Source organism: Novosphingobium sp. KACC 22771, assembly GCF_028736195.1.
GTDB lineage: Bacteria > Pseudomonadota > Alphaproteobacteria > Sphingomonadales > Sphingomonadaceae > Novosphingobium.
Window position 1 is genome coordinate 2,926,452 of sequence record NZ_CP117881.1, and the last position, 26,309, is coordinate 2,952,760.

The following is a 26,309-nucleotide window of genomic DNA, read 5'->3' on the forward strand; positions in this document are numbered from 1 at the left end:
CGCGCGCCTTTCTTACAATTTGCGCGCAACTTAGGCATCGTGCCGCCCAAGTCAAAGCAGATGATGTTTCCGCATTGTGTGGCGCAATTGATCATAGGTCACACCCAGCGCCTTGGCGGTCTGGCGCTGGTTATAGCGGTGACGGGCAAGGGCGGCCTCGACAATCGCCTTTTCATGCGCATCGACCGCGCCGCGCAGGTCCGACACTCCGGCCAGATCGCCCGCCATAACCGGCGCGGGCGCGGCCTCGCTGTCGGCCGCGCGCAGCGATTGGGTCGGCTTCCAGGGCGAATCGAAGGGGTCAAAGGTGATTTCACCAATCGGCAAGTCCGGACTGTCGCTGCGATAGACCGCCCGCTCGATCACATTGCGCAATTCGCGCACATTGCCCGGCCAGTGGTATTTCTCCAGCGCCGCCGCCGCCGCGCCGGTAAAGCCGGGCCAGCGCTCCCAGCCCATTTCACTGGCCATGCGCCGCCCGAAATATTCGGCCAGCACCGAAATGTCCCCCTCCCTCGCCCGCAGCGGCGGCAGGGTGATGACCTCGAAACTCAGCCGGTCGAGCAGGTCGGCGCGAAACCGCCCCTCGCGCGCCATCCGGGGCAGGTCCTCATTGGTCGCCGCCACAATGCGCACATCCACCCGCAGCGGGCGCGAGGCCCCGATCCGCGTCACCTCGCCATATTCCACCGCGCGCAGCAGGCGCTCCTGCGCGCCCATGGAAAGTGTGCCCAGTTCGTCGAGGAAAAGCGTGCCGCGATCGGCTTCCTCAAAGCGCCCCGCCCGCGCCCGCGTCGCCCCGGTAAAGGCCCCCGCCTCATGCCCGAAGAGTTCCGCCTCGATCAGCGTCTCGGGCATGGCCGCGCAATTGAGCGTCACCAAGGGCTCATCCCAGCGCGAGGACAGGCGGTGGAGACGTTCGGCGATCAGTTCCTTGCCCGTCCCGCGCTCGCCGATCACCAGCACCGGACGACGCAGCGGGGCAGCGCGACTGGCCCGTTCGACCGCATCGAGGAAAGCGCCCGATTGGCCGATGAATTGCACATCACGCGGGGCATGGTGGGGAGAGAGCGCCACGAGCAACCGATCCTTGGTGAAATTTCCCGATGTTTGGCAAAATTCACATATATCGTCAAGCGCGCGCGTCGGCAAAACCCCGAATTTCCGCGCCATCGGCAAATTGGCACGGGCTTTGCGTTGTATCCGGCATGACCGAACTTTCGCCTCTTGAACCCATCTTTCCCGCCGACACCCCCGGCGCGACAGGCGCATCGCCGACACACTCGATGCGCATTCCCATGGGTTTGGCGAAAGACGGGCCGGAGGGGCATTCCGCCCGCTGGTCGGGTGAAGATCGCACGCCGCCCCCGCGCGATCTCGCAAAAAGCCCGACAGCACGCGAACGGACATCTTCCCCTCCGGCCCGGTTTTTTTCGCTTCAGGATTTCTCGCGAGGCCACAACAGGCTAGAACGGGAAATCGAGAAACTGCAATCCAATCCACCTTCGGGAGCAAGCCGCATGGGCATTTTCAGCCGCACCCGCGACATTATCGCCGCCAATTTCTCCGATCTTCTGGAAAAGGCCGAGGATCCTTCCAAGATGATCCGCATGATCATCCTCGAAATGGAGGAAACGCTGGTCGAAGTGCGCGCATCGGCCGCCCGCACCATCGCCGATCAAAAGGAAATGCGCCGCCATATCGCCAAGCTCGACCGGCTTCAGGCCGATTGGGGCGAAAAGGCGCAGCTTGCCCTGTCCAAGGACCGCGAGGATCTGGCCCGCGCAGCATTGGTGGAAAAGCGCAAGGCGGGCGATATGGCCGACCAGTTGCAATCCGAAGTGGCCGTGCTGGACGATTCCCTGCGCGCCTTTGAGGCCGACATCGAAAAGCTGCAGACCCGCCTGCGCGAGGCCCGCAGCCGCCAGACCGCGATTGCCGCCCGCCTCGAAAGCGCGGAAAACCGCGTGAAACTGCGCACGCTGCTGGCCAGCGAGCGGGTGGATGAGGCGATGGCGCGTTTTGATGCGCTGGAACGCCGCGTCGATTACGCCGAGGGCCGCGCCGATGCGCTGGGTCTGGCCGACAATGCCAAGCCCAGCCTTGCCGACGAGATCGCCGCCCTCGCCTCCGGCGATAAGGTGGACGAGGAGTTGGAGGCCATGAAGCGCGCGCTGAAGAAGGAGGGCTAAACCATGGATATCGTGCCTTTGGTGGCCATTTGCGCGCTCTTCATCGGCCTGCCCTGGATCATCCTGCACTATGTCACCAAATGGAAAACCTCGGCCACGCTGACTTCGGATGACGAAGCGCTGCTGGAGGAACTTTACCAACTGGCGCGACGGCTGGATGAACGGATGGAAACGGTCGAGCGCCTCGTCGCCTCCGATCACCCCGATTTCCGCCCCGCCGCCCAAATGCCCAACCGCGAAATCGACAACCAACCGCTGCGCGAAATCGCCAAAGACATTGACCGCTTGCGCGCCCGCTCTGCCGACAGGAGCTTTCGATGAACCCGATCCACACCCGTTTTTACCGTGACAAGGCCAATGGCAAGTTCATGGGCGTTTGCGCCGGGATTGCCGATTATACCGGAATTGACGTGCTCTGGGTACGGATCGCCACGCTGGTCCTGCTCTCGATGAGCGGGGGCACCGCTTGGGTGGTCTATTTCGGCATCGGCTTTCTGGCGCCCAACAAACCCGGCGCGCTTTACACCGACCGCGAGGAACAGCGCTTCTGGCAGGGCGTGCGCCAGTCGCCGGGCCGCACCACCCGCGAGGTCCGCTCCAAGTTTCGCGATCTGGACCGCCGTCTGGCCGCGGTGGAGGACTACTATGTCTCGTCCAACCCGCGTCTGTCCGAAGAAATTGAAAATCTGCGCTGACATCCGCGCAGGATAAGGGGAAATTTCCATGTCCGCTGGCACCATTGGCGCGTTCATTCCGATTGTCGCGCTCTCGATCCCGATTGTGGCGATCTGGACCAGGCACAAGACCCGCATCGCCGAAATGCAGATCCGCGCCACCGCCGAAGATACCGCCCAGCGCGCCGCCCAATATGTCGCCAAGACGCAGGAACTGGAGGACCGGGTCCGCGTGCTGGAACGCATTGTCACCGACAAGGGCTATGACATTGCCGCGCAAATCGAGGCCCTGCGCGACACCAAGGCGGTGGAGGATTACCGCCGCGACCCGCTCAACTGATCCCTGTTGGGAGCGACTGTCATGAACTTCTGGGAAGCCATTGTTCTTATTGTCATCGTCACCTCGGTCGCCAAAGTGTTTCAGGCCGGGCTCTACAGCCGGTCGGGCCGCGCCCGCCGCGTCACCATCGATGACAAGGGCAAGCAGACCATCATCGAACACGCCGACCGCGATGCCGAAGCCGAAATCCAGAACCAGCGCCTGAAAGGCGAGGTCGAGGAATTGCGCGAACGCATCAAGGTGCTTGAACGCATCGCCACCGAGGACCGCAAGGCCCGCGATCTGGCCGATGAAATCGAATCGCTCCGTCGATAATCGGGGCCGCCAAAGAGGTTTGAAGCCATGTTGCATGATTTCATTCACAGCCTTGCACCTTTGATGTGGACCGGCATCGTCCTGACCGCCATCGTCCTGCGCCACCGCCGCAAGATGGCCGCGATGGCCTATGGCGAGGGGCGTCCCGCGGCTCAGGCCCCTGATGCCGAGGTCGAGGCCCTGCGCGAACGCATCCGCGTGCTCGAACGCATCGCCACCTCCTCCTCGCTCGAAGGCCGCAGCGCCGAGCGCCTTTCCGCCGAAATCGAAGCCCTGCGCGATCGTTGACCGCACTCCTCGGAGGATCCCTCATGGACAGCCTGACCCTGCCTGAATTGATCTCCGCCCTCACCGGTTTGGCCATGCTCTCGATTGCGCTGCTGCGCGGATGGTCTGGCTGGCTGGCGCTCAAGCACCGCGAACTGGATGTGGTGAGCAAAGCCGATCAGCCGGCCCAGCCCTCGGCCACGCACCGCATCGAGATCGCCGACCTCAAAGAACGCATCCGCAAGCTGGAAGCGATTGCCGCCGGGGTTGATTTGTAAGGCCCTTGGGCGCTATCGCATCCCCATGCGCAGCCTTTCCGATATTGCCGAGGAATATGAATTCCTCGAAGCCGACGAACGTTACCGCCTGCTCATTGAACTGGGCCGCGAGTTGGACCCCATGCCCGATGCGCTGAAAACCGACGCTACGCTGGTGCGCGGATGTTCGGCCAGCGTCTGGGTCTATCCGGTGGAACAGGGCGACCGGCTGCAATTCCTGGCCGATTCGAACGCGGCGATCACCAAGGGCATCATCGCGCTGGTTCTCTCTGCGGTGCAGGGCAGGCCCGCCGAGGAAGTGGCCGCGATGGACATTGCCGAGGCGCTGGCGCCGTTTGATCTGAAAAACCAGCTTTCCAGCAATCGGACGCAGGGCGTGCCCAACATGATCGCGCTGATCAAGGATCACGCGTCGCGGCTCGCGGCGGGCTGATCGCCGATGCGCCGCCACCTTTATCAAGCGGGCGGCCTGTTCTTTGTCGGCCTTGGCATCGTGGGGGCGTTTCTGCCGCTGCTGCCTACGGTGCCGTTTCTGCTGCTGGCGCTGTTCTGCTTTGCCCGCTCCAACCCGGCTTGGGAGCAACGCCTGCTCGACCATCCCACCTATGGCCCGCCCCTGCGCCAATGGCGCGAAAGGCGGGCGATCCCGCGCCGGGCGAAGAAAGGCGCGCTGATCGCGATGGCGGTGTCGGTGGGGATTACGGCTTTTACGGCGGGGTGGCCGTGGGTGCTGATCCCGGCAGGGGTGATGCTTCTGTCGGGGACTTGGATCTGGACCAGGGCGGAATAGAAGGATGAATGCGAGGGACTCGTCCCTCGCTCTCCCGTTAATGTCTTCGTTACGCCAAGGGTTCGGTCTTTTGTGTCGGAGGCGCCGTTTCAAAATTAAAGCCTGCGGCGCCAATAATATGCGCCGCAGGCTTTAATTATTTTAGCACTCAACCTCAAACCCACTCCAATAACGGGATTGCAAAGGGCCCCCGCCCTTTGCCCGCCGGAGGCACCCTTAAACCTTGAACCCTTAAACCAGCCGCGCCTGCCGCACCGCCGCCTCGATAAAGCCCTTGAACAGCGGATGCGGCTCAAACGGACGGCTCTTGAGTTCGGGGTGGAATTGCACGCCCACGAACCACGGATGATCGGGCCGCTCGACGATTTCGGGCAGCAGGCCGTCGGGCGACATGCCCGAGAACACCAGCCCGCCCTGCTCAAGAGCATCGCGGTAGTGGCTGTTCACCTCATAACGGTGGCGGTGACGCTCGCTGATCGTATCGCTGCCATAGATCGCCGCAACATGGCTGTTGCCCGCCAGCTTGGCCTCGTAAGCGCCAAGGCGCATCGTGCCGCCCAGATCGGTTTCGGAGTTGCGCGTCTGCAGCCCCTCTTCGCTCATCCATTCGGTGATGATACCGACGACCGGCTCGGTGGTTTCGCCAAATTCGGTCGAGGACGCATCCGCGATCCCGGCCGTGTTGCGCGCACCTTCGATGCAGGCCATCTGCATGCCAAGGCAGATGCCGAAGAAGGGCACCTTGCGTTCGCGGGCAAAACGAACCGCCGAGATCTTGCCCTCGGTGCCGCGCTCGCCAAAACCGCCGGGCACGAGGACGCCATGGAGCGGTTCGAGCGTCGCGACGATCTCTTCCTCATCCTTTTCAAAGATTTCGGCGTCGATCCACTTGATGTTGACCTTGACCTTGTTGGCAATGCCGCCATGCACCAGCGCTTCGTTCAGCGACTTGTACGCATCCTGAAGCACGACATACTTGCCCACCACACCGATGGTCACTTCGCCCTCGGGTGCGGCATAGGTCTTGGTGAGCGCCTGCCACTGATCGAGCTTTGGCTCGGGCGCGGTCAGGCCAAAGTGGTGCAGCACCGCATTGTCCAACCCCTCGGCGTGATACTGCAGCGGCACAGCATAGATGTTGGGCGCGTCGAGCGCCGGGATCACCGCTTCCTTGCGCACGTTGCAGAAGAGCGCGATCTTGCTGCGCTCATTCTCGGGCAATTCCTGTTCGCAGCGGCACAGCAGCACATCGGGCTGGATACCGTAAGAAGTCAGTTCGCGCACCGAGTGCTGAGTCGGCTTGGTCTTCAACTCGCCCGCCGCCGCGATATAGGGCACCAGCGTGACATGGGCAAAGCAGGTCTGCTCACGGCCCAGTTCGTTGCGAAGCTGACGGATCGCCTCAATAAAGGGCAGGCCCTCGATGTCGCCCACCGTGCCGCCGATCTCGCACAGCACGAAATCGAGATCCTCGGTGTCGGCCTGCGCGAAATCCTTGATCGCGTCGGTGACATGCGGGATCACCTGCACCGTCGCGCCCAGATAGTCGCCGCGGCGCTCCTTGGCGATGATCGTCTGATAGATGCGGCCCGAGGTGATATTGTCGCTCTTGCGCGCCGAAACGCCGGTGAAGCGTTCATAATGCCCCAGATCGAGGTCGGTCTCTGCGCCATCGTCGGTCACAAAGACTTCGCCATGCTGATACGGGCTCATGGTGCCGGGGTCGACGTTGAGATAGGGGTCGAATTTGCGGATGCGGACCTTGAAGCCGCGTGCCTGCAACAAGGCGGCCAGTGAAGCCGCCATAAGACCCTTGCCCAGCGAGGAGACCACGCCGCCGGTGATGAAAATATACCGCGCCATGGGGATTGCGCCTTACCTTTTTTGAACCATCAATCCAAGCGCGCATGCGCGCCAGCGAGCAAGCAATCCACAGTCCTGTGCATAGACGCGCCAAAAAAGCGCCGCAGACGGCGGAATGCCCAAACGCCAACCACCCCACCGCGACTGCGGCAGGGTGGCTGACACAAATACACCAGATTACTTCTTGGCCGCGCCGGCCAGCGGATCGGCAGGAAGCGGAGCCGCAGGTGCGGCAGGTGCCGCAGCAGGTGCCGAAACGCTGCGGTCGAGCGAGGTGTCAACCTTCTGGCTCGTCGCGCTGGCCACAGCCAGAGCCGCCAGAACAATCGACAGGCCCACGAAAATCGCGGCCAGAACGCCCGTGCTGCGCGTCAGAAAGTCCGCCGCGCCGCGCGCCGACATAAAGCCCGATGGGCTGCCGCCAACGCCAAGACCGCCGCCTTCCGACTTCTGAATCAGGATCACCACGACCAGCATGGCCGCGACAATGGCCTGAAGCACAATAAGGAAGATGAACATGAAGCGCGACTCTCGACATGGCAGCCGCCCGAAGGAGGCCACCGCATGAATGGAATGGCGCGCATCTAGGCGCGCATGAGCCCAGTTGCAAGGGGGTGCTTCCACCCCGCCCCAACCTGAGCCGTCATCCGGGCGACAAACCTCTAGCCCTCGATCAGCATCGCGGCGGCATTGATGATCGCGGCAAAGCTCTCCGCCGTCAGGCTGGCCCCGCCGACCAAAGCGCCGCCGACATCGGCCACGCCCAGCAATTCCGAGGCATTGCCCGCATTGACCGAGCCGCCGTAAAGGATCCGCACGCCCTTGCCCGCATCGCCATAGATGGCGACCAGATCAGCCCGGATCGCGCGGTGCATCGCGGCCACATCCTCGACCGAAGGCACACGACCCGTTCCGATGGCCCAGACCGGCTCATAGGCCACGGCCAGCCCTTCAGCGCCTTCGCGGGGCAGCGAGCCGTGCAACTGGCCCGAAACCACGGCTTCGGCCTGCCCGGCGTCGCGTTCAGCCTCGGTTTCGCCCACGCACAGGATCACGCCAAGTCCCGCCGCGCGGGCGGCAACCGCCTTGGCCTGCACATCGGCATTGCCCTCGCCATGCAGGCTGCGACGCTCGCTATGGCCAACAATGGTGAAACGCGCACCGGCATCTTCGAGCATGGGCGCGGAAATATCGCCTGTATAGGCGCCGCTGGGCTTGGCATGGACATCCTGACCGCCCACGGCCATCGCCTGCGCCTCTTCGGCCATGGCATGGACCAGCGTGAAAGGCGGGGCGATGCCCACATCCACCGCCGGATAGCGGGCCGCCACGCGGTCAATCGCGCGCGCCTCGGCCAATGTGGCGCGCAGGCCGTTCATCTTCCAGTTGCCGACGATATAGGGCCGCAAAGCCATGATCCCTTTGTCCTTCCTAAATCGCGGGGCGCCATGCGGCGATTTTACCTGCCGCACCTCGCCACGCTTCCCCAGCATGCGTATGCGCGCCTAGGGCAAGGAGGCGCCGCTTGTCAAAAGGCGCGTGGGCGCAACCCACCGAAAAGACGCAAACCCGGCGCAAAGGCCCCGCAAATTTGCGCGCCTGCGCCGCTTGCGGGATCGGATCAAGCCGCCTAAAGCCGCCTGCTGATGATTTTGACGGCGCACGCCTTTTGGGCGGGGCCGCGGTGACGGGTTGGTTTGATGCTGCAAGTGTTCCGCAAGTTCTTCCACTCCTCGGTCGGCGTGTTCGCCGCGCTGGGTCTGATCGTGATGCTGGCTCTGGCGTTTGCCGCGGGCGATGTGTCGAACATGATCTCTTCGGGCAGCATCACCGGGGGCGACCGCGTGGCCAAGGTGGGCGGCACGACCATCGGCACCGCGCAATTGACCAAGCAGATGCAGCAGGCGGTGGAAATCACCCGCCAGCAGCAGCCCGGCGTCACCATGAAGAGCTTTCTGGCCGAAGGCGGGCTTGATCTGGTGCTGGATCAGATGATCGACGGCGAGGCCCAGATGGCCTTTGGGCGCAAGGTCGGCATCATCGCGGGCAAGCGCCTGATCGACAGCGAACTGGCCAAGATCCCCGCTTTTCAGGGCGCGGGCGGCAAGTTTGACCAGAACGCCTATCTTTCGGTGCTGGCCCAGCGCCAGATGAACGATGCCGATGTGCGCGACAGTTTCGCGCGCGATCTGGTGTCGCGCCAGTTGCTGGCCCCCGCGCAATTCGGCGCTGCCCTGCCCCAGAGCGCGGTGGTGCAATATGCCTCGCTGCTCAAGGAACACCGCAGCGGCTTGGCGGCCATGCTGCCCTCCAGCGCCTTTGCGCCCAAGGGCCTGCCCACGCAGGCCGAAGTGGCCGCATGGTACAACAACCACAAGGCCGCTTATGCCGTTCCCGAACGCCGTGTGATTCGTTACGCCCGTTTCGACGAATCGGTGATCAAGCAGTCCTCGGCCCCGACCGAGGCCGAAGTGGCCGCCCGTTTCAAGGCCAATGCCGCCCAGTATGCCGCCAGCGAAACCCGCAAGGTCTCGCAGGTCATCGTCATCAGCGAGAGCATGGCCAAGGACATTGCCGCCGCCGTGGCCAAGGGCGAGAGCCTTGAGGCCGCCGCCAAGGCCAAGGGCCTTTCGGTGGCCTCGCTCGGCGCGGTCAGCAAGGCCGACCTGACGATCAAGAGCAGCGCCGCTGTGGCCGAGGCCGCCTATGCCGCCAAGGTTGGCGCCACCGCTGGCCCGGTCAAGGGCGCGCTCGGCTGGGCGCTGGTGCGCGTCGATGCCATCGACGCCAAGCCCGCCCGCACGCTGGAACAGGTAAAAGGCGAGATCACCGCAGCCCTGACCGAGGAAAAGCGCAAGCAGGCCCTGGCCGCTCTCACGGAAAAGGTGAACGATGATTTCGGCAAGGGCGGCGCCCTGTCCGACACCGCCAAGGAACTGGGCCTGACCATGGCCGAAACCCCGCTGCTGACGGCCAAGACGCCCGCCGGCATGGGGCTTCCGGCCGAACTCGCCTCGATCCTGCCCGCCGCCTTTGGCATGGACCATGAAGGCCAGCCCCAGATCAGCGAACTGGTCGCGGGCAAGAGCTTTGTGATCTTTGACGTGACCAAGATCATCCCTGCCGCCCCGGCCCCGCTGGACCAGATCAGCGCGCAGGTGATGGCGGATATCCAGCTTGAAAAGGGCTCGGTTGCCGCGCGCGCCGCCGCGATGAAGCTGCTGGCCGCAGGCAAGAAGGGTAGCGATCTGGCCGCCGAAGTGGCCAAGCTGGGCGTGGCCCTCCCCCCGGTTCAGCAGATGAATCTGGGCCGTGAGGAAATCATGTCGCGCGGGGGTCAGATCCCGCCTGCGGTGGCGATGTTCTTCGGCATGGCGCCGGGCACGACCAAGCTGATCCCGATCGCGGGCAACAGGGGCTTCATGGCGGTCCAGCTCAAGACCATCACGCCGGGCACCGTGGCCGCCAATGACCCGCTCGTCGGGCAGGTCAAGGGCGAGCTCAACAATCTGGCCGCGCGCGAACAGGCCGAGAGCCTGCGCCGCGCGATCCGCACCGAAGTCAAGGTGGAGCGCAACGAAAGCACCATCAAGACTGTCACCGGCCAGCTTGCCGGCGGCAACTGACGTTTCATCCTCAAAAAGCGAAAGAGCAATGACCGACCACACCCATCGCCCAGAAAACTGGGACGCCGCCCATTCCTTGCTGTCTGGCGGGAATCCGGCGCTGGTGTGGCGCCGCGTCATTGCCGACACAGAGACACCCGTAGGCGCGGCGATAAAGCTGTTCGCGGGCGAGCGGGGCGATTTCCTGCTCGAATCGGTTGAGGGCGGCGAAGTGCGCGGGCGTTACAGCCTGCTGGGTCTGGCCCCCGATCTGGTGTTTCGCGCCACCGGCCATGCCGCCGAAATCAACCGCGTCTGGGCGCAGGACCGCGAGGCGTTTGAGCCGCTGGCGGGCGATGCCTTGAGCGAGCTGCGCCGCCTTGTCGAAAGCTGCCGGATGGATGTGCCTGCGGCCCTGCCCCCGGCGTTGGCCTGTATTGTGGGCTATTTCGGCTATGAAACCTTTGGGCTGGTAGAAAAGCTGCCGCGCGCTCCGCAAAGCGCGCTGGAATTGCCCGACATGCTGTTTGTCCGCCCCACGGTGATCCTTGTGTTCGACCGGCTGGGCGATGAATTGTTTGCCGTCGCGCCGGTCTGGCCTTCGGACCGTGCACCAGTCGCCGCGCTGGAGGTTGCACAGGAGCGGATTGATGACGCCCTGCGCGCTCTGGCCGCCCCCGCGCCCGAACCAGTACGCGCCGCGCCCGACATGCCCATGCCGATGCCTACCCCGGTGATGGCGCCGGGCCGCTATGGCGAGATGGTCGAGCAGGCCAAGCAATTTATCGAGGCGGGCGACATCTTTCAGGTCGTGCTGGCGCAGCGTTTCACCGCGCCCTTCACCCTGCCGCCGCTCTCGCTTTATCGCTCGCTGCGCCGGGTCAATCCCTCGCCTTTCCTCTATTTCCTCGACCTGCCCGGTTTTGCCGTGGTGGGGTCCAGCCCGGAAATTCTGGTCCGCGTGCGCGATGGCGAGGTGACCATCCGCCCCATCGCGGGCACCCGCCCGCGCGGCAAGACTCCGGCCGAGGACAAGGCCAATGAGATCAGCCTGCTGGAGGATCAGAAGGAGCGCGCCGAACATCTGATGCTGCTCGATCTGGGCCGAAACGATGTGGGCCGCGTCGCCGCCAAGGGCACGGTCAAGGTCACCGAAAGCTACACCATCGAGCGTTACAGCCATGTGATGCATATCGTCTCGAATGTGGTGGGCGAATTGGACACGGGCCGCGCCGATGCGATTGACGCTGTGTTCGCCGGTTTCCCGGCAGGCACCGTGTCGGGCGCGCCCAAGGTGCGGGCTTGCGAGATCATCGCCGGGCTGGAGGGCGAAACGCGCGGCGCCTATGCGGGCGGCGTTGGCTATTTCGGGCCGGACGGCAATCTGGACAGCTGCATCGTGCTGCGCACCGGCATCCTGAAAGATGGCGTGTTGCACGTACAGGCGGGCGCGGGCATCGTGGCCGACAGCGATCCGGTCTATGAACAGCGCGAATGCGAACATAAATCCGGCGCCCTCTTTGCCGCCGCCCGCGAGGCGGTGCGCGTGGCGCAGGAAGCGGGGTTTGGGCAATGAATAATAAAATCCTCGTCATCGACAATTACGACAGCTTCACCTGGAATCTGGTCCATTACATCATGGAACTGGGCGCCGAGGTCGAGGTGGTGCGCAACGATGCGCTGACGCCCGCGCAGGCGATTGACAGCGGCGCGGCGGGTTTCCTGCTGTCGCCCGGCCCTTGCACCCCCAATGAGGCCGGGATCAGCCTCGATCTGGTGGGCGCAGCGGCGGATGCGGACAAGCCGCTGCTGGGCGTTTGCCTTGGCCATCAGTCCATCGGGCAATATTTCGGGGGCACGGTGCAGCGCGGCGGGTTGATGCATGGCAAGACCAGCCCGGTAACGCATGACAACAGCGGTGTGTTCGAGGGCATCCCCTCTCCCTTCATCGCCACGCGCTATCACTCGCTGATCGTCACCGATATTCCGGCCTGCCTGCATGTGAATGCGCGCAGCGACGATGGGCATGTGATGGGCTTCCGCCATGTCTCGCTGCCGATCCACGGGGTTCAGTTTCACCCTGAGAGCATCGCCACCCAGCATGGCCATGCGATGTTGGCCAATTTTCTTAAAACCTGCGGGATCGATGCCCGCATGCCTGCATGAGCGCGCTGCCAGAAGTGACCGCCCAGCCCTTTGACGAGGGTGAGGCAGAGAGCATTTTCGGCGCGATCCTCGACCGTCAGGTCTCCGATGAGGCGATTGCCGATTTTCTCGTCGCCCTTTCGGCGCGCGGGGAGACGTCGAGCGAGATCGCAGGCGCGGCGCGGGCGATGCGTGCGCGCATGATCGCGGTCCACGCGCCCGAAGGCGCCGTTGATGTGTGCGGAACCGGGGGCGACGGGCATCACACGCTCAACGTGTCCACCGCCGTCTCGCTGGTGGTGGCGGCCTGCGGCGTGCCGGTGGCCAAGCATGGCAACCGGGCGGCCTCGTCCAAGGCAGGGGCGGCCGATACGCTGGAGGCTCTGGGCCTCAATCTGGCCCATGCAGGGGAGCGCGCGGAGAGCACGCTGGGCGAGATCGGCATCGCGTTTCTCTTTGCGCAGGCGCATCATCCCAGCCTGAAGCATATCGCCCCCATCCGGCGGGCGCTGGGCACGCGCACGATCTTCAACCTGATGGGGCCACTGGCCAATCCAGCCAATGTTCAGCGTCAACTGGTGGGCATTGCGCGCCCGGCCTATGTGCCGATCTATGCCGAAGCGATCCGGCGCCTTAGCACGACGCGCAGCTTTGTCATTTCGGGCGACGAGGGTCTGGACGAGCTGAGCCTTGCGGGCGGCAATGAAGTGGCCGACGTGCGCGGCGACGGCGTGGCGATGAAGCGGGTGACGCCTGCGGACGCCGGCCTTCCCGAATATCCGGTCGAGGCGATCAAGGGCGGCGATCCGGCCTATAATGCGGCTGCGCTGCACCGTTTGCTGATGGGCGAGCATGGGGCATACCGCGATGCGGTGTTGATGAATGCAGCGGGCGCGCTGATGGTGGCGGGCGAGGTTTCGAACTGGCGCGAAGGCGCCGAGGAGGCCGCAGAGGCCATTGACAAGGGGTTGGCCAAGGGCCTCCTCGATTGCTGGATCAAGGCTTGCGAATGACCGACAAACTCAAAGAAATCTGCGACACCAAGCGCCAGGAGGTTGCCGCGCGCAAGCCTTTGGCCAGCATCGCCGACCTTGACGCCCGCGCCAGCGAACAGACCCCCACGCGCGGGTTTGAAGCGGCATTGCGCGCCAAGGCCGCGGATGGTTTTGCCCTGATTGCCGAGATCAAGAAGGCCAGCCCCTCCAAGGGGCTGATCCGCGCCGATTTCGATCCGCCAGCGCACGCCCGCGCCTATCAGGCGGGCGGGGCGGCGTGCCTGTCGATCCTGACCGATGCGCCCTATTTTCAAGGGCATGAGGACTATCTGATCGCGGCGCGGGCCGCCTGCGACCTGCCGGTGCTGCGCAAGGATTTCATGGTCGATCCTTGGCAAGTGGCCGAGGCCCGCGCCATTGGGGCCGATGCGATCCTGATCATCGTCGCCGCTTTGTCGGACGCCCAGATGGCCGAGATCGAAGCCGCCGCGATCGAGCGCCAGATGTCCGTTCTGGTCGAGGTGCATGATGAGGAAGAGATGGCGCGCGCCGCCAATCTCCGCTCGCGCCTGATCGGGGTGAACAACCGCAACCTCAAGACCTTCAAGACCGACATCGCCACCACCGAACGCCTTGCCCCGCTGGCGCCGGAGGGGACGTTGCTGGTGGCCGAAAGCGGGATTAACACTCATGCCGATCTGCTGCGCCTGGCTCCATGCGGTGCGCGCACCTTCCTTGTGGGCGAGAGCCTGATGCGGCAGGAAGATGTGGCGGCGGCGACCCGCGCCCTGCTGGGCCTTTAAGCCCAGATTTCAGGATGGCGCAGCATCAGGGCCTGCGCCAGAATCAGCGTCTTGGCGTCCTCCAGCGTCCCGGCCATCACCCGGTCGCGCAGGGCGTCAAGGCTGATCTCGACCACGCTGATATGCTCGTCCTCATCCTCGGCCCCACCGCCCGCGCCCACCCGGTCGGCGGCGGAATATTGGGCCAGATAAAGCATCACCCGCTCGGTTGAAACCGGCGGCATGGGCCAGATATTGGCCAAAGGCTCAAGCGCGGAAAGGCGGATACCGCCCTCCTCCATCGCCTCCTCGTGAATGCGCTCCTCCGGTCCCGCGCCGTCCAGTCCGCCCGCAATCGCCTCCAGCAAAGGCGGCGCCCCGGCGTCCAGAACGGCCGCGCGCGGCTGGGTTATCAGCATCGCCACTCGCCGCGCCGGGTCAAACGGCAGCACCGCCACAGCCTGACCATTATCAAGCAGGTGGCGTTCGGAAACCTTGCCATCAGGCATGCGCAATTCCAGCCGGGAAAAGCGGTACCAGCCGTCGTAAATCAAATGCCGGGCGATAATTTCGGCCATATTTCCCTATTCCCTCAAAATCTTGAAGTCGGCTTAGCTCCATTCGCGCATTTCTTCGTTGCCTGATGCCTCCGCTTTGGCAAGAGAGAAGCATGAGCGAACTGACCCATCTCGACGCGCAGGGCCATGCACGCATGGTCGATGTTGGCGCCAAGGCCGAAACCGCGCGCGTGGCAATTGCCGCAGGCCGCATCCGCATGAGCGCGGCGGCGCTCAACGCCATACGCGACGGCGATGTGCCCAAGGGCGACGTTCTGGCCGCCGCGCGCATTGCCGGGATCATGGCGGCCAAGAAAACCGCCGATCTGATACCGCTGTGCCACCCCCTGCCGCTGCACAGTGTGACCGTGGATTTTGCCATGGACGAGAGCGCGATCCGCGTCACGGCCTGCGCCAGCCTGACCGGCAAAACCGGGGTCGAAATGGAGGCATTGACTGCCGTTTCCCTCGCGCTGTTGACCATTTACGATATGGCCAAGGCGATCGACAAAGGCATGGTGATTGAACAGGTCCGCCTGATCGAAAAACGCGGCGGCAAGTCGGGCCATTGGAAAGCGCCGGAATGAGCCGCGCCCCCTTGCCGCTGGAAGAAGCGCAGGCGCGGGTGCTGGCGCTGGCCGGTCTGACACAGGCACAGGAAACGCCTATCGAGGCCGCGCTGGGCCGCTATCTGGCCGCCCCGCTGCTGGCGCGGCGCACGCAGCCTGCCGCCGACCTCTCGGCGATGGACGGCTATGCGCTGGCGCCGGGCGATCTGGCCGGGCCGTGGGACATTGTCGGCGAAAGCGCGGCGGGGCATCCCTTTGCCGGTATGGTGCGCCCCGGCCAGGCGGTTCGCATTTCAACCGGCGCGCTGGTCCCTGATGGCGCTGGCGCCGTGCTGTGTCAGGAGGATGCGGCACGCGAAGGCGAACGGTTGCTGCTGACAGGGACGCCGCCAAAGCCGGAGGGGCGCCACATTCGTCGTCGTGGGCTGGACTTTTGCGAAGGCGATCCGCTGTTGCCAGCGGGCACGAGGATTGGCCCGGCGCAAATGGCGCTGGCCATCGCGGCGGGGCATGGCGCGCTGTCGGTGCATCGCCGCCCGCGTCTCGCGATCCTCGACAGCGGGGATGAATTGATTGCGCCGGGCCTGCCCTGTCCGCCCGACCGGCTGCCCGCCAGCAATGGGGCGATGCTGGGCGCGATGGTGGCCGGATTGGCTGGCGAGGTGCTGCGGTTGGGCCCGGTTGCCGATGATCTCGATGCGCTGGGCGCGGCGCTGGAGCTTGCGGGCGATGCCGATGTCATTGTCACCAGCGGCGGGGCCTCGGTGGGGGATCATGATCTGATCCAGCCCGCGCTGGCCCGCTGGGGCGCGCGCGTCGATTTCTGGAAAGTGGCGATACGGCCCGGCAAACCCTTGCTGGTGGCAACGCGCGGGGCACAAGTGGTGATCGGCCTGCCGGGCAATCCGGTGTCGAGCTTTGTGACGGCGCATCTGTTCCTGTTGCCGCTGCTGCGCGCGATGCAGGGGGCGGGCGATCCGTTGCCCCGCACGGCGATGGCGAGACTGAACGAAGGTTTGGGGGCGGGCGCGGACCGGCGCGAGTTCATTCGCGGATGGTGGGACGGACGCGAGGTGATGCCCCGCCCGATGCGCGACTCCTCGGCGCTGGCTGCCATGGCCGCCAGCAATTGCCTGATCGAGCATGACGCCCACGCCCCGGCCAGGGCAGCAGGAGAGGTCGTGCGCATCCATTTGATCGAAAATGGCGGAAGCGCTTGACGTAAGGGTAATTGTTGCGTAATTGTTCCGCAATTGTTCACGCAACACCCCCGTTGGGAGGTTTCTATGCTTACCCGCAAACAGCACGAATTGCTGCGCTTCATTCAGGCCAGCCTCGAAGAGTCCGGCGTCTCGCCCAGCTTTGAGGAAATGAAGGAAGCGCTGGACCTCAAGTCGAAATCGGGGGTGCATCGGCTGATCTCCGCTTTGGAGGAGCGCGGGTTTATCCGCCGCCTGCCCAATCGGGCGCGGGCGCTTGAGGTTTTGCGCCAGCCCGAGGATGTGACGCCGCCGGGCGCGGCCAAGCCCGCCGCGCCGAAAAAGCCTGCGGAACTGGCCAAGCCTGCGGCCCCCGCGCCTGCCAATGACGTGGTGGAAATCCCGCTGCATGGCCGGATCGCCGCCGGTGTGCCGATCGAGGCGCTGGAAGGGCAGTCGATGCTGCCGGTGCCTGCTGCACTGCTGGGTGCTGGCGACCATTACGCGCTTGAGGTTTCGGGCGATTCCATGGTTGAGGCGGGAATTCTCGATGGCGATCTGGCGCTGATCCGCAAGACCGACGTGGCGCGTGAAGGCGAAATCGTGGTGGCGCTGGTGCGCGGCGAGGAAGCAACGCTCAAATATTTGCGCCGCGAACGCGGTCTGGTGCGGCTCGACCCGGCCAATGCGGCCTATGATCCCCAATATTACCAGCCCGGCGAAGTTCAGGTGCAGGGCAAGCTGGCCGGACTGCTCCGCCGCTATCACTGATCCAAAGGAATGGCGGGAGGCAGGGCATCAGCCTCCTCCCGCGGTTTCAAACCGGGCGCGCGCCACCATGGATGCTGGCCCTGACTTTGTGCCACAGTGACAATTCGCCCTTGGGCCAGATAAAGCGCCATGCCACCCGTGCGATAGAGCAAGGGTTCGTCGGCGCGGAGCAAGCGAGGACGGCAAGAGGGCATCAGCGCCACCCGCGAAACGACAATATCGACATAGCCGCAGGCGGTCGCCATCGCCTTTTCCTCCACCATCCCGCCGCCACGCGCGGCCAGAATGCGCCAGTTTCGCCCCCCCTGCGTGATGGTGATCCGGCAAAAGCTGTCGTTGCATTGCGCGCCGCGCCATTGCTCGATGGGTATGGCCTCGCCGCTTGCGCCCATCGCATCCTGCATACTGCTGCGGGCATAGGTGGAGCGGCCTTGCCCAAGGATCAGCAACTGGCGGCTCTGGGGATCGATCAGGCCCAGTTGTCGCCCATCCCCGGTGATCACCATGTCGGGGGGGCTTAACATAGCCAGCCAGAGGCACCCCGCCACCGCCGGTATCAGCCCCAGCAGGCGGATTTGCCCGCGCCACAGGGCCAACCACAGCATCCCCAGCACCATGCAGACATAGGCCGTACTGCCCATCACCGGCAATTGCGCCACGACGTCTGGCCGCGCAGCCACCCATCGCGCCAGCCCCAGCAACAGATCGAGCGACCAACCGCATAAGTGCCAGAATGGTCGGCCAGCCCCGATCAGATCGAAGAGCAATCCCGCCCCGATCAGCGGCATGGAGACAAAAGTCGTGAGCGGGATGGCCAGCAGATTAGCCAGTGAGCCGTATATGCCCGCTCGATGGAAGTGAAAGAAGGCCACCGGCATCAACGCCAATTCGATCACCAAACCGGTGAGCAACAGCATAGCCAGATCGCGCCCCATCCGGATCCACCAGCCTTCCTGACGCCGGGCAAGGAAGGCGCGCACAGGCGCCGCCTCGTGCAAGGCCACAATCGCGAGCACCGAACCAAAACTCATCTGAAAGCTGGGGCCCACCACCGCCTCGGGCCACAGCAGCATGACAAATCCTGCGGCCAGCGCCAGCAAACGCACCGAAAAGGGCCGCCTTCCCGCAGCCATCGCCGCCAGAGCCAGCAAGGCCCCCAGACAAGATCGGACGGTCGGCACCTCTGCCCCGGTCAACAGCGTATAGCCGACCGCCGCCAGCCCACCGATGCCCCCGGCCAAGACCGGCAGCCGGACGCGCAGCACCAGCCATGGCCACAGGCCCAGCAGCCGTAGCGCCAGAAAATAGGTCGCGGCCACCACCGCGCTGACATGCAGGCCGGAAACCGACAGCAGATGCGTCAGCCCTGCATCGCGCATTGCAGCCTCGTCCTGCGGCGTAATGCCGCCGCGCTCACCGCTGGCAAAGGCCGCCGCCATGCCTCCGGCCGATCCGGGTACGGCCGCGCGCACATGCGCAGCCAGTGCATGGCGCCAAGGGGCCAGGCCCGAGGGGGTACCTTGCGACTCGACCTGCACCGGCCCCAGCGCGCTGCCCGTGGCGGCCAATCCATCAAACCACGCCGCCCGGGCAAAATCGTAGCCCCCTGGCAGGCGCGGCGGGGCCGGAGGAAACAGCCGCGCACGCAGCCGGACAATCGCCCCCTCGCCCGCATTGACCGCCAAATCATTGTATTTTAATGATATTCTTGCCTTTATCGCGCGATCCTCGCCGGGCAATCGCAGGGCAACAACCAGCCGGACGCGCGATTGCGCGGTCAACTCTTGCCGCTCCAGCACAATGGCGCGCATATCGAGTACCAGCGGACCGGGAATCGCGGGGGTACCGACCAAGGCCGACTTGCCCCACACCAGCCCGCAGCCCAGCGCGACCGACAAGGACAGCGTTAAAACCGCCCGCGGCAGGCAAAGGATATCGCCGCCCCGACGCATAGTCCAAGCCGACGCGCCTGCTGCCAACAAACACAATATTATCAAACATATCCATTGCGCCTGGTCGGCCAGCGCAAACCACCCGGCCACCCCCGCCGCCATGCCCACGGCCAGCCATGGCGCAAGGGTCGGCCCCGCGCGCAACAGAAAATGCTCTAAGACCAAAGCAAAACTTGCCAAGCGCGCGCGGCTGCGCCAAGGGCCATGTTGCGTTGCAGCGCTATCCCCCCCCAAAGAGGCGGGACGCTCTGCCGATTGGGTGGTGCTGTGGGACGCTGGAACCATGGGCCCTTATTAGGACAGAAAGGACAAGGGAATGACAAGTTCGGGGTTGGCTGGCAGCAATAGCACCGGCAAACGCCCTGTTGTCACTCGTTTTGCGCCTTCTCCCACAGGTTTTCTGCATATTGGCGGCGCGCGGACGGCTCTGTTCAACTGGCTCTATGCCCGCGCGAACGGTGGCCAGTATCTGCTGCGCATCGAGGATACCGACCGCGCGCGTTCGACGGACGCGGCGATTGACGCGATTTTTGATGGTCTTCGCTGGCTGGGTCTTGATGGCGATCAGCCTGCAGTGATGCAGTTCGAACGCTCGCCCCGCCATGCCGAGGTGGCGCACAAGCTGCTGGATGCGGGCCATGCCTATCGCTGCTATCTGACGCAGGAAGAGTTGGCCGCGATGCGCGAGGCGGCGCAGGCCGAAAAGCGCCCGTTCCGTATCCAGTCGCCCTGGCGCGACGCCACGCCCGATCAATGGCCCGAGGGTCAGTCCTATGTCGTGCGCATCAAGGCCCCCCGCGACGGCGCGACCGTGATCGACGATCTGGTGCAGGGCAGCATCACCGTGCAGAACGTCGAGCTGGATGATTTCATCATCCTGCGCTCTGATGGGACGCCGACCTACATGCTGGCCGTGGTGGTGGACGATCACGATATGGGCGTGACCCATGTGATCCGCGGCGATGACCATATCAACAATGCCTTTCGCCAGTTGGTGATCATCCGCGCGATGGATGCGATCGAGGGTGGCTGGCCCGACCCGGAATATGGCCATATCCCGCTGATCCACGGCGCGGACGGTGCAAAACTCTCCAAGCGTCATGGTGCGTTGGGCGTGGACGCCTATCGCGACGACATGGGCCTGCTGCCCGAGGCCGTGCTCAACTATCTGATGCGCCTTGGCTGGGGCCATGGGGATGAGGAAATCATCTCGATTGCCCAGGCCATCGAATGGTTCGACATCAAGGATGTGAACAAGGGCGCCTCGCGCTTTGACTTTGCCAAGCTGGCGAATCTGAACGGCCATTACCTGCGCGAGGCCGATGATGCGCGTCTGGCCGAGCTGGTGGGCGCGCGGATCACCGATCTGCCGGTTGATGCCGAACTGCTGGCCCGCGCCATGCCGGTGCTCAAGGTTCGCGCCAAGGATCTCAACGAGTTGGCAGGCGCGGCGCGCTTCCTCTTCGTGTCGCGTCCGCTGGTGCTGGAGGAAAAGGCCGCCGCGTTGCTGAGCGACGAGGCGCGCACCATTCTCAACAAAATTCACGCAACATTGTTGCAGGAATCGCACTGGACAATCGAGGCCCTGGAGGCCACGGTCAAATCACTGGCCGGCGAGCTTGGGCTCGGTCTTGGTAAACTGGCGCAGCCGCTTCGCGCGGCGCTGACCGGGCAAACCACGTCTCCGGGCATTTTCGACGTTTTGATCCTACTTGGGCGAGAGGAAAGCCTCGCGCGCATCGCGGAGCAAATGGAAACCACAAAAATTTGAGCCATAATACAAGGAGTGTTGCGGTGGGTGATACGGCAAAGTTCATCGTCGAGGGCAAAGAAGTTGAATCCCCGATCCTGAAGGGCAGCGTGGGTCCGGATGTTATCGACATCCGCAAGCTCTACGCCCAGACCGGCGCGTTCACTTATGACCCCGGCTTCACTTCGACGGCATCGTGCGAAAGCGCGCTGACCTATATTGACGGCGACGAGGGTGTGCTGCTGCATCGCGGCTATCCCATCGGTCAGCTCGCCGAAAATTCGTCCTTCATGGAGGTCTGCTACCTCCTGCTGAACGGCGAACTGCCCAGCGCCGCCGAACTCGACGGCTTTTCGCGCACGATTACGCGCCACACGATGGTCCATGAACAGCTTTCGAGCTTCTTCAAGGGCTTCCGCCGCGACGCGCACCCGATGGCCATCATGGTCGGCGTGGTCGGCGCGCTCTCGGCCTTCTATCATGACAGCACGGACATCTCCGATCCGGTGCAGCGCCGCATTTCGGCCCACCGCCTGATCGCCAAGATCCCGACGATTGCCGCCATGGCCTACAAGTATTCGGTGGGTCAGCCCTTCGTCTATCCCGACAACAAGCTGTCCTATGCGGGCAACTTCCTGCGCATGACCTTTGGCGTTCCGGCCGAAGAATATGAAGTGATCCCCGCCGTTGAAAAGGCGATGGACCGCATCTTCATCCTGCATGCCGACCACGAGCAAAACGCCTCGACCTCGACCGTGCGCCTTGCAGGGTCCTCGGGCGCCAATCCGTTTGCCTGCGTTGCCGCCGGTATCGCCTGCCTGTGGGGCCCTGCCCATGGCGGCGCGAACGAAGCCTGCCTCAACATGCTGCGCGAAATTGGCACCCCCGACAAGATCCCGCACTATATCGAGCGCGCCAAGGACAAGAACGATCCGTTCCGTCTGATGGGCTTTGGCCACCGCGTGTACAAGAACCGCGACCCGCGCGCGACCGTGATGCAGAAGACCGTGCGCGAAGTGTTCGAAGCGATGAACGTGCAGGATCCGCTGTTCGAAACTGCGCTGAAGCTTGAAGAGATCGCGCTGAACGATCCCTACTTCATCGAAAAGAAGCTGTTCCCCAACGTCGACTTCTATTCGGGCATCATCCTGTCGGCCATCGGCTTCCCCACCACCATGTTCACCGTGCTGTTCGCTCTGGCGCGCACCGTGGGCTGGGTGGCGCAGTGGAACGAAATGATCGAAGATCCCAGCCAGAAGATCGGCCGCCCGCGTCAGCTCTACACCGGCCCGACGCAGCGCGATTACGTGCCCGTCGACAAGCGCTGATCGCTTGGCCTGAGGGTCTGAAAAATTCAGAAGCGCGGGGGAAGGGAGACTTTCTCCCGCGTTTTTGTTTGGGGATTTGGGTTTGAAGAAAAGAGTTGAATGCGAGGGACGCGTCCCTCGCGCTCCCATGACTGTCCACGTTGTGTTTGGAGTTCGACCAAGCCCCCGTTACGCACCGTTCGAAACAGAAAAGCCTGCGGCGCCTTTTATCTGCGCCGCAGGCTTTATAACATCTGTTGACAGCAAAACGCCTCAAATGTCCCCTAATTAACGGGATTGCAAAGGGCCCCCGCCCTTTGCCCGCCGGAGGCACTCTTACTTTAGAACTCCTACCCCTGCGGCAATTCCAGCACAAAGCGCGCGCCCTGCCCTTCGTGCCCCTCAACGCTCAATTCGCCCCCCATCGCCCGCGCCAGACGCCGCGAGATATAGAGCCCCAGCCCAGAGCCGCCGTCTCCGCTGCGCCCAAGCCGCTCGAACTTGTCAAACACGCGGGCCGCGTCCTGCGGCGAAAGGCCCGGTCCCTGATCCGCAATGGTGATCCGCGCCCGCCCCATGCCTGCGGTCAGCAGCACCGATATGGCCGAATTTTCCGGACTATACCGAATGGCATTGCCGATCAGGTTGAGCAGCACCTGAAGCACCCGGCGAAATTCGCCCACCGCGCCCAGATGCATGGTTTCATCCGGCGCATGGATGACAATGCCCTTTTCCCGCGCCCGCACGCCCAGAATGCCCGCCGCCCTCCGCGCCACATCGGCAAGGTCGATACGATCCGCCGCCGGCGCAAACCCCTCCGCCTCGATAATCTCCATGTCCGAGAGATCCTCGATCAGCGTCAGAAGATGCTGCCCTGCTGCGGCAATATCGCCCGCATAACCGGCATATTCCTCGGTCAACGGCCCGGCGCGACGGGTGCGGATGGTTTCGGCATTCGCGATGATCCGCGCGATGGGCTGGCGCAGAACGGGGGCCATCTCGCGCCCGATCACCGAACTGGCCTTGCTCGGCGGGCTGGGTGCCGGGGCCATCGGCTCGGCCGGTTCCGGCAAAGGCTGATCGCTGGTCAGGCACAGGTCGAAGCCCAGGGTTTCACCCTCCGGCCCGGTCTGGGGCAGGATGGTCGCGCGCCATGCCCTTTGCGATCCGGGCACAACGACCGTTGCGCCATCAAGTAGGCGCCAATGCAAAGGCTGACGCTGCCCGGATCCGGGCACATCGACAAAATCGGTCCATGGCCGCCCAATCCCGCCGCGCATCGCCTGGGCCACCTGCGCCAGATCGCCCGCCGAAGCATCGACCGTCATCAGACGCTGGCCCGGATCAAGCCGCGCGGTCAGTTCGGCCAGCGCTCGGTCAATTTCCACCCGCCGCCGATTAGCCAGATCGGCCGGTTCGGGGGGCAGGCTGCTCGCCTGCCAATGCCGCAGGATAATGAGGCAACCGCCCTCCTGCGGCGTCACCTCGATCCATGCGCGAATGGTTTCCAGTCCATCCTGCGCGATGATCGGGCGCGCCAGTTTGAGGCCAAAACCGCGCGCCTTGCTGACCAGTTCGCGCAATTCCGGCACCGCAATCGCGCCCGGAATCGTGCCGCCACAGCGGATCTGCAGCGCGGAAAGCGGTTCGTCCGCCCGCAGCAGCCGATCCTCACCATCGCTTTGCGCTTCAACCTGAATGCGCTCTGGGGCGCTCATGCAAGGCGCCCCAAGGCCTGCGCCGCCTCGACCAGCAATTCGCTCGCCCGCTCGACGCTCAGGCGCGACAGACCATCGGGACGGATCGTCTGGGGATGGAGGATCAGGAGATTTTCCTCGATCACCCCCAACTTGGCCCCCCCCGCGCGCAGCGCCACCGACAGGCGGGCCTGCTGGCCATCGCGCATCGAGAGCAACACCGATTCGCGCGACCCATCGCCCGCCAGCGCCAAAGCCGAGGCAAACATCGCCACCCCGCCATGGGCCAGAGCCAGCGCCGCGACCGAACCGGCGCCCATCGCAGCCACCAACCGGGCGAGCAGACCCAACCGAGTCGAAGCCTCGTCGTAATGTTCGCGCAGCGCCTGTCCGGCGCGAGCGGCGGCCTCGCTGTCATCCTCAACCGCCACATGCAGCGCCACCAGCACGCCATGCAGCAATTCGGCCGGCAATTCGCTCAGCGGCAACTGCATCCGCCGTTGATGCTGGGCAAAGCGCGCCTGCGCGGCCAGCAATTTCATGCCCCGCGCCGAAGTATCGGCCTCGCTTGAGGCAATAAGTGCCTGAAGCAAGGGCGAAACCACCGGGTCCACCCCCAGCCTGTCGGACAAACGCTGCGTCATCTGCCATTCCAGCGCCAGCGCGTGAAGATGCGCCAGCAGCCCCGGAACCTCGGGCAATTGTTCCATCAGCATGTCGATAATGCCGCCGCGCCCGCCCGCATCGACCAGCGCATATTCCAGCTGATTGGCCAGATCATCGAGCATGGCCCGCAGCCGCGCCAGCACATCATCGCCAAACAGACCCTGATCGCCGCAGACCAGCAAATGCCGCAAAACCGGCACCACCGACCCCACCACAGCGTCGCCCCGCGCCAGTTGCAGGCGCAGCGAGGAATCACTCGAATCCCTGCCAGGAGCTTCAGACATACGGTCGGTCATGTGCTCACTATAGTGGACAGGATGTTAAGGTGGCGTTAGCCGATTTTGCCGCCCGGCCATAATTATGCCGCCCAGCAACAGCGCCACCGCCAAAACCGACACCCCATTGCGCAACAAACCAAAGAGCGAAAGCAGCGAAAGCACCAGCGCCAACAGCGCCCGATCCTCCATCCATGCCGCCTTGCGACTCGCAATCACGGCGGGCACCAGACGGTTCAGACCCAGCAGCATCAGCGGCGCGAACAGGCCCGCGACATAGCCGCGATCACCATGCGCCAGCCCCAGCAGCACCAGCAGAACGCCATCGACGATCCAGCGATACGTGACTGCAGGCGCCCAACGCGGGCGCGGCAAACGCAGCGAACGCCGCTCAAAACGGCCAAACATCGAGGCGCAGGCAAAGGCCAGCCAAGCCAGCGCCACCAGCATCAGCCCCAGCGTCAGCGCGCCAAAGCCCCCCGCCACCAGCCCCAGCGCGGCCAGCACACCGGCCGCCATGGCCACCACCGTTCCGCCCGATCCGGCCTCAAGCAGAGCCGGCCCGGCCAGGCGCACCACCTGCGCCGCCAGCCATTCGGAGGGTTGGAGCGGGCCATCCTCGAACAAATGGTGACTGATCCAATCCGGTTCGACCGCCTGAATTTCGCGTTCGTTATGGAGCAGGTTCCACCGCCCCTGTTCAATCACATCATCAGGCACCGAGCGCTGCGGCACGCCGCCCTGCAAAGCGATTCGCTGAAGGCAGGCAAAGGGTTCAACATCACCGGGCAATTCGGACAGACGTTCGACCAGACGGCCCGGAAAACGCATGGCCCCGGCCGAGGCGTAATTGAAATCCAGCCGTTCAAAACCGGCCGCCACGCCGCGCTCGACGGGTTGAACCAGAACGGTGGGCGTGGCCAGCAATTCCTGCGCCAGATCGGGCCATGCCAGCAAGCCATCGGCCAGCGCGATCACTTCATCCTGCGCGCTGACCAGCCCCATGATGCCATGCGCCCCCGTCACCCGGTGAAACAAGGCTCCGGCGGTTTCGGCAGCGTGCTGCAACGGCAACAACCCATCCTGACCGCCCGAGGCCACCACGATCACCCGGTCGCAGCCCAGCGACAGCACAATGGCCAGTTGATGGCGCGCCAGCGTATGCCCGCCCAACCGCATCAACCCACGCGGGAAAAAGGGAGCGGCGCCGGTCGGGGCGCCCGCAGCCCCACCACTGTCCCCAGTGACGGGCGCGATCAGGGATAAAAGCGCAACGCGCAAGACGTTCTCCGGCAATGCCATTTTGGCCCAACCGGGTGG

At 64.4% G+C, this 26,309-nt stretch carries 28 protein-coding genes; 19 read left to right on the plus strand and 9 right to left on the minus strand.

Annotated elements, in window-relative coordinates:
• Nucleotides 1-51: 51 nt before the first annotated feature.
• Nucleotides 52-1,077, minus strand: coding sequence for a phage shock protein operon transcriptional activator (gene pspF, locus PQ467_RS13510; protein ID WP_274173899.1), 1,026 nt, complete (start codon nt 1,075-1,077; stop codon nt 52-54).
• A gap of 401 nt (nt 1,078-1,478) precedes the next feature.
• On the opposite strand from pspF, the gene pspA reads away from it, so the two are divergent.
• The 9 genes from pspA to PQ467_RS13555 are packed head-to-tail and all read left to right on the plus strand — an operon-like array spanning nt 1,479 to nt 4,856.
• The gene (pspA, locus tag PQ467_RS13515; RefSeq protein ID WP_274176162.1) at nt 1,479-2,192 is read left to right on the plus strand and encodes a phage shock protein PspA; all 714 of its coding nucleotides are present in this window, start codon (nt 1,479-1,481) and stop codon (nt 2,190-2,192) included.
• A 3-nt stretch (nt 2,193-2,195) separates the two neighbouring features.
• Nucleotides 2,196-2,513 carry an envelope stress response membrane protein PspB gene (pspB, locus tag PQ467_RS13520; protein WP_274173900.1) on the plus strand — a complete coding sequence of 106 codons (318 nt, stop codon included), beginning with the start codon at nt 2,196-2,198 and terminating at the stop codon, nt 2,511-2,513.
• Nucleotides 2,510-2,887, plus strand: coding sequence for an envelope stress response membrane protein PspC (gene pspC / locus PQ467_RS13525; protein WP_274173901.1), 378 nt, complete (start codon nt 2,510-2,512; stop codon nt 2,885-2,887). Before pspB ends, pspC begins: the two co-directional genes overlap by 4 nt.
• A gap of 28 nt (nt 2,888-2,915) precedes the next feature.
• Nucleotides 2,916-3,206, plus strand: coding sequence for a hypothetical protein (locus tag PQ467_RS13530; RefSeq protein ID WP_274173902.1), 291 nt, complete (start codon nt 2,916-2,918; stop codon nt 3,204-3,206).
• A gap of 21 nt (nt 3,207-3,227) precedes the next feature.
• Entirely contained in the window at nt 3,228-3,521 is a 294-nt protein-coding gene (locus PQ467_RS13535) for a hypothetical protein (protein WP_274173903.1), read from the plus strand.
• A gap of 27 nt (nt 3,522-3,548) precedes the next feature.
• Nucleotides 3,549-3,809, plus strand: a complete 261-nt coding sequence (locus PQ467_RS13540; RefSeq protein WP_274173904.1) for a hypothetical protein — start codon at nt 3,549-3,551, stop codon at nt 3,807-3,809.
• Between the two features lie 23 nt (nt 3,810-3,832).
• Nucleotides 3,833-4,066 (plus strand): hypothetical protein, encoded by a 234-nt coding sequence (locus tag PQ467_RS13545; RefSeq protein ID WP_274173905.1) that lies wholly within the window; start codon nt 3,833-3,835, stop codon nt 4,064-4,066.
• Between the two features lie 25 nt (nt 4,067-4,091).
• Nucleotides 4,092-4,499, plus strand: a complete 408-nt coding sequence (locus PQ467_RS13550) for a SufE family protein (protein ID WP_274173906.1) — start codon at nt 4,092-4,094, stop codon at nt 4,497-4,499.
• Between the two features lie 6 nt (nt 4,500-4,505).
• Nucleotides 4,506-4,856, plus strand: a complete 351-nt coding sequence (locus tag PQ467_RS13555) for a YbaN family protein (protein WP_274173907.1) — start codon at nt 4,506-4,508, stop codon at nt 4,854-4,856.
• Between the two features lie 231 nt (nt 4,857-5,087).
• Here PQ467_RS13555 and PQ467_RS13560 read toward each other — a convergent pair whose 3' ends face one another.
• The 3 genes from PQ467_RS13560 to tpiA form a co-directional block, all read right to left on the minus strand.
• Nucleotides 5,088-6,719, minus strand: a complete 1,632-nt coding sequence (locus PQ467_RS13560) for a CTP synthase (RefSeq protein ID WP_274173908.1) — start codon at nt 6,717-6,719, stop codon at nt 5,088-5,090.
• A gap of 177 nt (nt 6,720-6,896) precedes the next feature.
• Nucleotides 6,897-7,238: a preprotein translocase subunit SecG gene (secG, locus tag PQ467_RS13565; protein ID WP_274173909.1), complete on the minus strand. Its 342-nt coding sequence runs from the start codon at nt 7,236-7,238 to the stop codon at nt 6,897-6,899.
• A gap of 143 nt (nt 7,239-7,381) precedes the next feature.
• Nucleotides 7,382-8,134, minus strand: a complete 753-nt coding sequence (tpiA, locus tag PQ467_RS13570) for a triose-phosphate isomerase (protein ID WP_274173910.1) — start codon at nt 8,132-8,134, stop codon at nt 7,382-7,384.
• A 285-nt stretch (nt 8,135-8,419) separates the two neighbouring features.
• Between tpiA and PQ467_RS13575 the strand changes: the two genes are divergently transcribed.
• The 5 genes from PQ467_RS13575 to trpC are packed head-to-tail and all read left to right on the plus strand — an operon-like array spanning nt 8,420 to nt 14,267.
• Nucleotides 8,420-10,345, plus strand: a complete 1,926-nt coding sequence (locus PQ467_RS13575; protein WP_274173911.1) for a peptidyl-prolyl cis-trans isomerase — start codon at nt 8,420-8,422, stop codon at nt 10,343-10,345.
• Nucleotides 10,346-10,373: 28 nt separating this feature from the next.
• Entirely contained in the window at nt 10,374-11,900 is a 1,527-nt protein-coding gene (locus tag PQ467_RS13580) for an anthranilate synthase component I family protein (RefSeq protein ID WP_274173912.1), read from the plus strand.
• Complete coding sequence (locus PQ467_RS13585) at nt 11,897-12,490, plus strand: anthranilate synthase component II (protein ID WP_274173913.1); 594 nt, start codon at nt 11,897-11,899, stop codon at nt 12,488-12,490. Before PQ467_RS13580 ends, PQ467_RS13585 begins: the two co-directional genes overlap by 4 nt.
• Complete coding sequence (gene trpD, locus PQ467_RS13590; RefSeq protein WP_274173914.1) at nt 12,487-13,482, plus strand: anthranilate phosphoribosyltransferase; 996 nt, start codon at nt 12,487-12,489, stop codon at nt 13,480-13,482. Before PQ467_RS13585 ends, trpD begins: the two co-directional genes overlap by 4 nt.
• A complete protein-coding gene (trpC, locus tag PQ467_RS13595) occupies nt 13,479-14,267 on the plus strand; it encodes an indole-3-glycerol phosphate synthase TrpC (RefSeq protein ID WP_274173915.1) in 789 nt (262 codons plus the stop codon). The genes trpD and trpC overlap by 4 nt, the downstream gene beginning before the upstream one ends.
• On the opposite strand, the gene PQ467_RS13600 is transcribed toward trpC, so the two are convergent.
• Nucleotides 14,264-14,824: an ADP-ribose pyrophosphatase gene (locus tag PQ467_RS13600; RefSeq protein ID WP_274173916.1), complete on the minus strand. Its 561-nt coding sequence runs from the start codon at nt 14,822-14,824 to the stop codon at nt 14,264-14,266. The two genes, trpC and PQ467_RS13600, sit on opposite strands and share 4 nt — an antisense overlap.
• 92 nt (nt 14,825-14,916) lie before the next feature.
• Between PQ467_RS13600 and moaC the strand changes: the two genes are divergently transcribed.
• The 3 genes from moaC to lexA all read left to right on the plus strand — a co-directional run bounded on the left by moaC (nt 14,917) and on the right by lexA (nt 17,342).
• On the plus strand, nt 14,917-15,390 hold the full coding sequence (gene moaC / locus PQ467_RS13605) for a cyclic pyranopterin monophosphate synthase MoaC (protein WP_274173917.1): 474 nt from the start codon (nt 14,917-14,919) through the stop codon (nt 15,388-15,390).
• Nucleotides 15,387-16,592 (plus strand): molybdopterin molybdotransferase MoeA, encoded by a 1,206-nt coding sequence (locus PQ467_RS13610; RefSeq protein ID WP_274173918.1) that lies wholly within the window; start codon nt 15,387-15,389, stop codon nt 16,590-16,592. The genes moaC and PQ467_RS13610 overlap by 4 nt, the downstream gene beginning before the upstream one ends.
• 66 nt (nt 16,593-16,658) lie before the next feature.
• The gene (lexA, locus tag PQ467_RS13615; protein ID WP_274173919.1) at nt 16,659-17,342 is read left to right on the plus strand and encodes a transcriptional repressor LexA; all 684 of its coding nucleotides are present in this window, start codon (nt 16,659-16,661) and stop codon (nt 17,340-17,342) included.
• On the opposite strand, the gene PQ467_RS13620 is transcribed toward lexA, so the two are convergent.
• Nucleotides 17,336-19,579: a ComEC/Rec2 family competence protein gene (locus PQ467_RS13620; RefSeq protein ID WP_443192948.1), complete on the minus strand. Its 2,244-nt coding sequence runs from the start codon at nt 19,577-19,579 to the stop codon at nt 17,336-17,338. The genes lexA and PQ467_RS13620 overlap by 7 nt on opposite strands.
• Before the next feature lie 31 nt (nt 19,580-19,610).
• Between PQ467_RS13620 and gltX the strand changes: the two genes are divergently transcribed.
• Nucleotides 19,611-21,065, plus strand: a complete 1,455-nt coding sequence (gltX, locus tag PQ467_RS13625) for a glutamate--tRNA ligase (RefSeq protein WP_274173921.1) — start codon at nt 19,611-19,613, stop codon at nt 21,063-21,065.
• Nucleotides 21,066-21,088: 23 nt separating this feature from the next.
• Entirely contained in the window at nt 21,089-22,372 is a 1,284-nt protein-coding gene (gene gltA / locus PQ467_RS13630) for a citrate synthase (RefSeq protein ID WP_274173922.1), read from the plus strand.
• 329 nt (nt 22,373-22,701) lie between these two features.
• On the opposite strand, the gene PQ467_RS13635 is transcribed toward gltA, so the two are convergent.
• The 3 genes from PQ467_RS13635 to PQ467_RS13645 are packed head-to-tail and all read right to left on the minus strand — an operon-like array spanning nt 22,702 to nt 26,270.
• Nucleotides 22,702-24,069, minus strand: coding sequence for a sensor histidine kinase (locus PQ467_RS13635; protein WP_274173923.1), 1,368 nt, complete (start codon nt 24,067-24,069; stop codon nt 22,702-22,704).
• A complete protein-coding gene (locus PQ467_RS13640; protein ID WP_274173924.1) occupies nt 24,066-24,998 on the minus strand; it encodes a hypothetical protein in 933 nt (310 codons plus the stop codon). Before PQ467_RS13640 ends, PQ467_RS13635 begins: the two co-directional genes overlap by 4 nt.
• 36 nt (nt 24,999-25,034) lie before the next feature.
• Complete coding sequence (locus PQ467_RS13645; protein WP_274173925.1) at nt 25,035-26,270, minus strand: hypothetical protein; 1,236 nt, start codon at nt 26,268-26,270, stop codon at nt 25,035-25,037.
• Nucleotides 26,271-26,309: the final 39 nt, after the last annotated feature.

Excerpts from the sequence above, each read along its gene's own strand:
- pspB (WP_274173900.1), top strand. The coding sequence starts at position 2,196 with ATGGATATCGTGCCTTTGGTGGCCATTTGCGCGCTCTTCATCGGCCTG.
- pspC (WP_274173901.1), top strand. The coding sequence starts at position 2,510 with ATGAACCCGATCCACACCCGTTTTTACCGTGACAAGGCCAATGGCAAG.
- PQ467_RS13530 (WP_274173902.1), top strand. The coding sequence starts at position 2,916 with ATGTCCGCTGGCACCATTGGCGCGTTCATTCCGATTGTCGCGCTCTCG.
- PQ467_RS13535 (WP_274173903.1), top strand. The coding sequence starts at position 3,228 with ATGAACTTCTGGGAAGCCATTGTTCTTATTGTCATCGTCACCTCGGTC.
- PQ467_RS13540 (WP_274173904.1), top strand. The coding sequence starts at position 3,549 with ATGTTGCATGATTTCATTCACAGCCTTGCACCTTTGATGTGGACCGGC.
- PQ467_RS13545 (WP_274173905.1), top strand. The coding sequence starts at position 3,833 with ATGGACAGCCTGACCCTGCCTGAATTGATCTCCGCCCTCACCGGTTTG.
- PQ467_RS13550 (WP_274173906.1), top strand. The coding sequence starts at position 4,092 with ATGCGCAGCCTTTCCGATATTGCCGAGGAATATGAATTCCTCGAAGCC.
- PQ467_RS13555 (WP_274173907.1), top strand. The coding sequence starts at position 4,506 with ATGCGCCGCCACCTTTATCAAGCGGGCGGCCTGTTCTTTGTCGGCCTT.
- PQ467_RS13560 (WP_274173908.1), bottom strand. The coding sequence starts at position 6,719 with ATGGCGCGGTATATTTTCATCACCGGCGGCGTGGTCTCCTCGCTGGGC.
- secG (WP_274173909.1), bottom strand. The coding sequence starts at position 7,238 with ATGTTCATCTTCCTTATTGTGCTTCAGGCCATTGTCGCGGCCATGCTG.
- tpiA (WP_274173910.1), bottom strand. The coding sequence starts at position 8,134 with ATGGCTTTGCGGCCCTATATCGTCGGCAACTGGAAGATGAACGGCCTG.
- PQ467_RS13575 (WP_274173911.1), top strand. The coding sequence starts at position 8,420 with ATGCTGCAAGTGTTCCGCAAGTTCTTCCACTCCTCGGTCGGCGTGTTC.
- PQ467_RS13580 (WP_274173912.1), top strand. The coding sequence starts at position 10,374 with ATGACCGACCACACCCATCGCCCAGAAAACTGGGACGCCGCCCATTCC.
- PQ467_RS13585 (WP_274173913.1), top strand. The coding sequence starts at position 11,897 with ATGAATAATAAAATCCTCGTCATCGACAATTACGACAGCTTCACCTGG.
- trpD (WP_274173914.1), top strand. The coding sequence starts at position 12,487 with ATGAGCGCGCTGCCAGAAGTGACCGCCCAGCCCTTTGACGAGGGTGAG.
- trpC (WP_274173915.1), top strand. The coding sequence starts at position 13,479 with ATGACCGACAAACTCAAAGAAATCTGCGACACCAAGCGCCAGGAGGTT.
- PQ467_RS13600 (WP_274173916.1), bottom strand. The coding sequence starts at position 14,824 with ATGGCCGAAATTATCGCCCGGCATTTGATTTACGACGGCTGGTACCGC.
- moaC (WP_274173917.1), top strand. The coding sequence starts at position 14,917 with ATGAGCGAACTGACCCATCTCGACGCGCAGGGCCATGCACGCATGGTC.
- PQ467_RS13610 (WP_274173918.1), top strand. The coding sequence starts at position 15,387 with ATGAGCCGCGCCCCCTTGCCGCTGGAAGAAGCGCAGGCGCGGGTGCTG.
- lexA (WP_274173919.1), top strand. The coding sequence starts at position 16,659 with ATGCTTACCCGCAAACAGCACGAATTGCTGCGCTTCATTCAGGCCAGC.
- PQ467_RS13620 (WP_443192948.1), bottom strand. The coding sequence starts at position 19,579 with ATGGTTCCAGCGTCCCACAGCACCACCCAATCGGCAGAGCGTCCCGCC.
- gltX (WP_274173921.1), top strand. The coding sequence starts at position 19,611 with ATGACAAGTTCGGGGTTGGCTGGCAGCAATAGCACCGGCAAACGCCCT.
- PQ467_RS13635 (WP_274173923.1), bottom strand. The coding sequence starts at position 24,069 with ATGAGCGCCCCAGAGCGCATTCAGGTTGAAGCGCAAAGCGATGGTGAG.
- PQ467_RS13640 (WP_274173924.1), bottom strand. The coding sequence starts at position 24,998 with ATGTCTGAAGCTCCTGGCAGGGATTCGAGTGATTCCTCGCTGCGCCTG.